Source organism: Candidatus Chryseopegocella kryptomonas (assembly GCF_001536065.1).
Classification (GTDB): domain Bacteria; phylum Bacteroidota; class Ignavibacteria; order Kryptoniales; family Kryptoniaceae; genus Kryptonium; species Kryptonium kryptomonas.
In genome coordinates, this window is sequence record NZ_CZVW01000011.1 from 60787 (window position 1) to 68123 (window position 7337).

Below are 7337 nucleotides of genomic sequence, written 5' to 3' on the forward strand. Positions count from 1 at the left end.
GCAAATTGAAAATGTTTATCTTAAATTATTCACGCAATCACAAAATTAAACCATTGCTCCGCAGGTTGAAAAAATTTTCAGCGACAATTTTATCAATTATATTCTTCGGGTGCTCAATCTGGAAAAGTGCAACGAGTGAATTCAACGCCTATTTCAATACATACTACAACGCAAAAGTTATATTTGAGCAAGTTGAAGAAGTTATCCAGAATAGAACTTTTTCCGAAAAATTTTTAAGCATTGAAAAATTTGACGCCGAACTTCAACTCCCCCCAAATGAAAAAAATAAACTTGACGATGTCATAAAAAAATGCTCAAAAATTTTGCAATACTACATCAACACCTCAATAGCCGATGATGCACTTCTTATGACTGGAAAGTCCTACTTTTATCAGGATAACTTCACAGGCGCAGAAAGAAAATTTGCAGAGTTAATATCAACCTTCCCGAATAGCAAACTTTACGATGAAGCACTTTATTACCTTATGCTGACACTTTCAAAAGAAAAAAAATACAACGATGCCATCATCTCATTTCAGGCGAAAGCGAAGATTGAGCCAAAAAATAAAAACCTTTGGAAACTTTACAAAATTTATGGGCTCGCAAAATTTAAACTTGGTGAAATAGACAGCGCAATTTATTATCTAAATCTTGCATCAAAACAAGCAAAAGACGAAGATAAAGCCGAAATTCTCTTTTATCTTGGCGAACTCAACGAGAAAATTGATAAAACCGAAAGCGCAAAATTTTACTATGAGACATCAAAACTGACAAAGCGAACAAATTTAAAAATTTACTCCCTCATAAAATACGCAACTCAACAGCGTGAACTCGGAAATTATAAACTCGCCGAAAGAGTTTTACACGATTTGCTTTACTCAAACATTGACAAAGATTACGAAAAAAGAGTTTATCTTGAACTCGCACGCAATTATCGCATGGCTGGCGAAATTGACCTCGCAATTCAAACATACACTTATCTTGACACAACTTACAAAAGAACGGAAGAATCAGCATTTGGTTATTTTGAACTTGCACAAATTTATGAGAATGAAATCGGCAATTATGATTCCGCAAAAGTTTTTTACGAGAAAGCACGGCTTGAATTTCCACAGAGCAAAATTTCAAATGAAGCACAAAGAAAGGTTGAAAAACTTAACGAATACATACGACATCGCACATCACTTGCAAAAAACGATAGCATTTTAAATTTCATAAAACTAAATCCTGACTCATCCGTTTCAATCAATGTTGATTCACTGAAAGATCAAATTGCTCAAACAAAATACGCACTCGCTTGGATTTTCTATACTTCGCTTAACAAAATTGATTCTGCTATTTATTACTTAAACGAGATCATAAAAAATCATCCGCAATCTTCAATTGCTCCACGCTCTTATTATCTACTTGGCACAATTTACGAAGACATTGACTCGTCAAAATCCCGTGAAATTTACAAAGAACTCGTAAAAAATTTTCCAGAAAGCGAATTTGCTTCGCAAGTGATAAAATTCATCGGCATTGAAGGCAATTTTAAAAAAGACACTTTAACCGAACTTTACAACAAAGCAATTTCACTTATAGACGAAGATCCTAACAAAGCAATTGAAATTTTATATTCAATTTGCAATCACAATTCAAATTCAAATTTGAAAGCGAAAGCATATTACGCCATCGGTTGGATCAATGAATACAAGTTGAAAAATTTTGCAAAGGCGGTTGAACATTACAGCGCTATTTTAAACAATTTCCCAAATTCTGAATACGCAAAAATTGTTGAAAGAAAACTCAATCCCGAAAAACAGGAAGCAACACCGCAGACAAAACAATCAACTCCGACTCCACAACCTGAAAAGAAACAGGAAATAAAACCAGCATCAAAAGAAACGGAAGAAGAACTTGAAGACAACCCGAGAGTTAGAGAAAGAAAAAGAAGAAGGATAGATGATAATTAAAGAAATTTCCCCCGTCGTTTCAAATGAACTTCTTTCATCGGAAATTAACAAATTAACAATTCAATCTCCCGAAATTTCAAAACTTGCAAAACCTGGGCAATTTATAAATGTTAAGGTTTCGCATTATTTTGACCCGCTTTTGAGAAGACCATTTAGTATTGCTGATGTGATTGACGACAAAATACAGATAATTTTCAACATAACTGGCAAGGGGACGAAAATACTTGCGAATTTAAAATCTGGAGAAAGAATTGATATAATTGGTCCGCTTGGGAAACCATTTAACACGGATGACGATTTTGATCTGGCGGTAATAGTTGCTGGCGGGCTTGGAGTTGCACCATTTCCGTTTTTGACAAAAATTTTGAAAGAAAAAAATAAAGATGTAATTTCATTCATAGGCGCAAGAACTAAAACTCAACTTCTTCTTGACGGACTTGAAAATGTTAACACCGCAACAGATGACGGTTCAGCAGGTTATAAAGGAACTGTGGTGGAACTGTTAAGGTTGAATATAGTGAAAATTAAGGACTTTAAATTTAAAATTTTTGCTTGTGGTCCAACCCCAATGTTAAAATCCCTTTTAAAACTTTGTGATGAATTTGATTTAAATTGTGAAGTTTCTGTTGAAACACCGATGGCTTGTGGGACAGGTTTATGTCAGGGCTGTGTGGTAAAAACAAAAAAAGGCGAATATAAACTCGCCTGCAAAGATGGTCCTGTTTTCAACACAAAAGAAATCGCATTATGATAAAGACAGAAGTTACAATTGGTAAATTAACACTTAAAAATCCCGTCCTTGTAGCCTCTGGCACTTTCGGATATGGCGATGAATTAATTGATTCAATTGACATAAATAAACTTGGTGGAATTGTAACAAAATCTTTAACTTTAAAACCGAAAGCAGGAAATCCACCACCACGAATTGCGGAAACTCCCTGCGGAATGTTAAACTCAATAGGTCTTGCAAATATCGGAGTTGATAGATTTATAAACGAAAAATTGCCCCTTTTGAGAAATTTTGATACTGCTTTAATCGTGAGTATCGCTGCGAAAAGAATTGAAGATTACTGCGAAATAATAAGACGACTTGAAAATGTTGATGGAGCGGATGCTTATGAGATAAACATATCCTGTCCGAATGTGAAGGAAGGCGGACTTGAATTTGGAACGAGTTTATCAATGACAGCCAAAGTCGTAAGCGAAACGAGAAAAACAACTGATAAAACTTTGATAATAAAATTAACCCCGAATGTCACACGAATTTCCGACTTTGCAAAAGTTTGCAAAGAAGAAGGAGCAGATGCAGTTTCGTTAATTAACACAATCGTCGGAATGGCTATTGACATTAGAACGAGAAAGCCCAAACTTTCAACCATAACTGGCGGTCTTTCTGGACCTGCAATAAAACCAATTGCGCTTGCAAAAGTTTTTGAAGTATTTCAAAATGTTGATATACCGATAATAGGCATAGGTGGAATTTCAACTTGGGAAGATGCGATTGAATTTATGCTTGCTGGTGCAAGAGCAATTCAAGTTGGAACTGCAAACTTTGTTGACCCAACAACACCATTGCAAATTATTTCTGGAATAATCAAGTATTGTGAAGAAAATAAAATTCAAGATGTAAATGAACTCGTTGGCTCGGTTTTAATTGATGCTGACGACAACATCGCAAAAGTTTCTTTTCGTGAAACAACAAAATAAAATAAGGGGATTACTTTAATGAGACAGGATTACATTGAGACGATAAATTATCTTTATTCACTGCAACGCTTCGGGATAAAATTTGGCTTGCATAATATAGAAAGATTGCTTAAATTATTGCAGAACCCTGAAAGAAATTTTATCTCGGTTCACATAGCCGGAACAAATGGAAAGGGTTCAACTTCATCTTTCATCGCTTCAATTTTAACTGCAGGCGGTTTTAAAGTAGGTCTTTACACATCACCGCACCTTGTTGATTTCACAGAAAGAATCCGAATAAACGGAGTGCCAATTTCGCGCGAAAGAGTCGTTGAATATGTAAAACTTCTGCGTGATGAAATTGACATTTTAAAAGCGACATTCTTTGAGACGACGACAGCAATTGCATTTAAATACTTTGCCGATGAAAAAGTTGATTTCGCGGTCGTTGAAGTTGGACTTGGCGGACGGCTTGATTCAACAAATGTAATAAAACCAGTTGTTTCAGTGATTACGACAGTTTCATACGATCATATGGATGTTCTTGGGGAAACGATTGAAAAGATCGCTCTTGAAAAAGCGGGCATAATAAAAGAAAAAATCCCCTGTATCACCGGCTGTGAAGATGAAAAGGCTTTGGATGTGATAAAAAGCGTCGCAAGAGAAAAAAATTCTGAACTTATAATTGCAGATGAAATTTCACGAACAAACCTGAAAGAAGCCGGTGAAGAATTTGTAAAATTTGATTTGGAAACCCCTAAAAACTTTTATGAAGATTTAACAGCAGGGATTGCTGGAACTTTCCAGATTAAAAATGCTCAATTATCTGTTTTAACTTATGAGAAACTCTCAGAACTTGGGCTTGTGAATTTTGATAAAAGAAATGTTTATGATGGAGTTCTAAAAGTAAGGCAGTTTACGGGGCTCAGGGGTCGGCTTGAAATTTTGAATAACTCATTTAACTGGCAAAATAAACCGAAAATTATATTGGATGTTGCGCATAATTATCCCGCAATATGTCAGCTTGTTAAAGAACTTGAAAATTTCAAACGAAGGAGATTGTATGTTCTTTTCGGGGTGATGAAAGATAAAGAATATGAGAAAATGATAAAAAAACTTTCTGAGGTTGCTCATTTTGCGGTAGCAACTCAGCCCAAAATAGGTCGTGCTCTTGATGCGAAAACAATATCCGAAATTTTTAAATTAAACGGAGTTGAATCAATTTACATCCCTGATTCGGACAAGGCGTTTGACTTCATCTTTAACAAGGCTGAGCCAGAAGATATGATTTTGATAACTGGCTCACATTATCTTGCAGGCGAGATAATTGCTTACATTGAAAAGAGAAAAATTGAGTGTCTAATTTAAACAAAAATCAAAAACAAAATTAAAGAGGGTGCATCAAAAATGGTAATGGACATTGCAGAATTGCAGTCTAAAAAAGTAGTTGAATTGCAAAAGATCGCCAAGGAGCTTGGTCTCACTGGTTATAGCGATTTGAAAAAACAGGAGCTGATTATGAAAATTCTTGAAAAGATGCAAGAGCAAAGAGCGGTCACTGCCGAAGGTGAAGAAGGAGAAGAGCAAAATGGAATAATTTTCGGAAAAGGTGTCCTTGAAATTTTACCGGATGGATACGGATTTTTAAGGTCAGCAAATTATAATTATCTTCCGTCCCCCGACGATATTTATGTTTCTCCATCGCAAATTAAGAAATTCAATCTCAAAACCGGGGACACGATAGCTGGGCAAGTAAGACCACCGAAAGAAGGCGAAAGATTCTACGCTTTATTGAGAATTGAAACAGTCAACGGATTACCACCCGAGAAAGCAAGAGAGAGAATTCTTTTTGAAAATCTTACGCCACTTTATCCGACGAAAAGAATTCGTCTTGAAACAGTCCCGGGCGAATATTCTATGCGAATCCTTGACCTTTTTGCTCCGATTGGGAAAGGACAGCGTGGTTTGATAGTTTCACCTCCAAAAGCAGGTAAAACAGTTCTACTTCAAAAGATGGCAAACAGCATAATGAGAAATCACCCAGAAGTTAAATTGATTATACTTTTGATTGATGAACGACCTGAGGAAGTTACAGATATGGAGCGTTCCGTTGGTCCAGATGTTGAAGTTATAAGTTCAACATTTGATGAGCCACCGGAAAGACATATGCAGGTTGCGGATATGGTTCTTGAAAAGGCAAAACGATTGGTTGAATCTGGGAAAGATGTTGTGATACTTCTTGATAGTTTGACACGTCTTGCAAGAGCAAGCAACCTTGTGACGCCTCACAGCGGAAGAATTCTCTCGGGTGGTATTGATGCAAGTGCGTTGATTAAACCCAAAAAGTTCTTCGGTGCAGCAAGAGATACAGAAGAAGCAGGAAGCCTGACAATTATAGCAACCGCATTGATTGACACGGGAAGCAGAATGGATGAAGTTATTTTTGAAGAGTTCAAAGGAACAGGTAATATGGAAGTTGTTTTAACAAGAGAACTTGCTGACAAAAGAATTTTCCCAGCAATTGATATAAACAAGACAGGGACAAGAAAAGAAGAACTCTTGCTTGAGCCAGAGGAATTAAATCGTGTTTGGATTTTGAGAAAGATTTTAAGTGAAATGTCCCCGGTTGAAGCGATGGAATTTTTGCTTGAAAATATGAAAGGGACAAGAAATAACAAGGAATTTTTGAGGTCAATGAGCACTTAATCTCTTAAAACTGCTAATTTACCTATCCCAACTTTTGTTCCATCTTCGCTGTATGCAATTATTAAATAAACCCCGGTGGGAACATATTGTCCTTTTTCATCTTTTCCATCCCACAGGGCAGTTCTGCCACCGGGAGATGATATATTTCTCACAAGATTTCCGCTAATGGTAAAAATTTTTATCGTTGAATTTGCAACAAGACCGTCAATTACAACATTAAAATCTTTCTCCGGATGGAAAGGATTTGGATAAACTTTTATCGTTTTGAAATCTTCCGTTGGCTTTGCAAATTCCGTCTTTAAGCTTGTTAACCCTTTATCTGTTCCAAAATAAACTGTTCCAGATTCAAGATCAAAAGCAATTGATTTAACATCATCGCTTAAAATCGGCGAATTGCTCGTGTTATACTGTGCTATAACACTTGTTCCATCTGGTGACAAAACCCAAACGCCGTTTTTAGTTGCAACCCATTTATTGTTTGCACCATCAACCGCAATATCATTTATGTAATAATCACGAAGTGCGAAAACATTTCTTACACTTCCACTTTTCCATGGTTCATCTGGATTTACAATCACATTCAAACCATAATTAGTCCCAACCCACACATCACCCCGATTATCAAATCTTATGACAGTTGGATTTCCGTTAAGACCTTCACTTCTTGAAATCGCAATCCATTGATCATCGCTTTTATCAAAAATTGTCCCCTTATCATCAAAAATCAAAATATAACCGTGTTCCGTGACAATCCATTTTCTACCTTTTTCATCTATTTCAAGTTGAATCACGAGCGTATTTAAAAAGTTATATCCATTAGCAAATGAATAAATTAGCGAGTCATTTCTCATTAAATAAAGAATGATTGAGTTTCTGGCTTTGTAATTCAAAATCCAGATTAGATTCCCCTGTTGAGCGATATCCGTTATGACGACAAAGTTCGTATCTTCAACAACTCCCATTATTCCATCTTTTTTTGAAAAAACTTTT

At 36.0% G+C, this 7337-nt stretch carries 6 protein-coding genes; 5 read left to right on the top strand and 1 reads right to left on the bottom strand.

The window, feature by feature from the left end; all coding sequences use genetic code 11:
• Window positions 1–11: 11 nt before the first annotated feature.
• From AWW83_RS06035 to rho, 5 genes are read left to right on the top strand one after another with little or no spacing between them, the layout of a single operon-like run.
• Window positions 12–1955, top strand: coding sequence for a tetratricopeptide repeat protein (locus AWW83_RS06035; RefSeq protein ID WP_092349957.1), 1944 nt, complete (start codon window positions 12–14; stop codon window positions 1953–1955).
• Complete coding sequence (locus tag AWW83_RS06040; protein WP_092349959.1) at window positions 1945–2706, top strand: dihydroorotate dehydrogenase electron transfer subunit; 762 nt, start codon at window positions 1945–1947, stop codon at window positions 2704–2706. The genes AWW83_RS06035 and AWW83_RS06040 overlap by 11 nt, the downstream gene beginning before the upstream one ends.
• Complete coding sequence (locus AWW83_RS06045) at window positions 2706–3662, top strand: dihydroorotate dehydrogenase (RefSeq protein ID WP_092349965.1); 957 nt, start codon at window positions 2706–2708, stop codon at window positions 3660–3662. Before AWW83_RS06040 ends, AWW83_RS06045 begins: the two co-directional genes overlap by 1 nt.
• Before the next feature lie 18 nt (window positions 3663–3680).
• Window positions 3681–5009, top strand: a complete 1329-nt coding sequence (locus AWW83_RS06050; RefSeq protein WP_092349961.1) for a bifunctional folylpolyglutamate synthase/dihydrofolate synthase — start codon at window positions 3681–3683, stop codon at window positions 5007–5009.
• Window positions 5010–5054: 45 nt separating this feature from the next.
• Window positions 5055–6347, top strand: coding sequence for a transcription termination factor Rho (rho, locus tag AWW83_RS06055; RefSeq protein ID WP_092349967.1), 1293 nt, complete (start codon window positions 5055–5057; stop codon window positions 6345–6347).
• Here rho and AWW83_RS06060 read toward each other — a convergent pair.
• On the bottom strand, window positions 6344–7337 hold a 994-nt coding region (locus AWW83_RS06060; protein ID WP_143713904.1), incomplete at its 5' end, for a T9SS type A sorting domain-containing protein. The two genes, rho and AWW83_RS06060, sit on opposite strands and share 4 nt — an antisense overlap.

Excerpts from the sequence above, each read along its gene's own strand:
- AWW83_RS06035 (WP_092349957.1), top strand. The coding sequence starts at position 12 with ATGTTTATCTTAAATTATTCACGCAATCACAAAATTAAACCATTGCTC.
- AWW83_RS06040 (WP_092349959.1), top strand. The coding sequence starts at position 1,945 with ATGATAATTAAAGAAATTTCCCCCGTCGTTTCAAATGAACTTCTTTCA.
- AWW83_RS06050 (WP_092349961.1), top strand. The coding sequence starts at position 3,681 with ATGAGACAGGATTACATTGAGACGATAAATTATCTTTATTCACTGCAA.
- rho (WP_092349967.1), top strand. The coding sequence starts at position 5,055 with ATGGACATTGCAGAATTGCAGTCTAAAAAAGTAGTTGAATTGCAAAAG.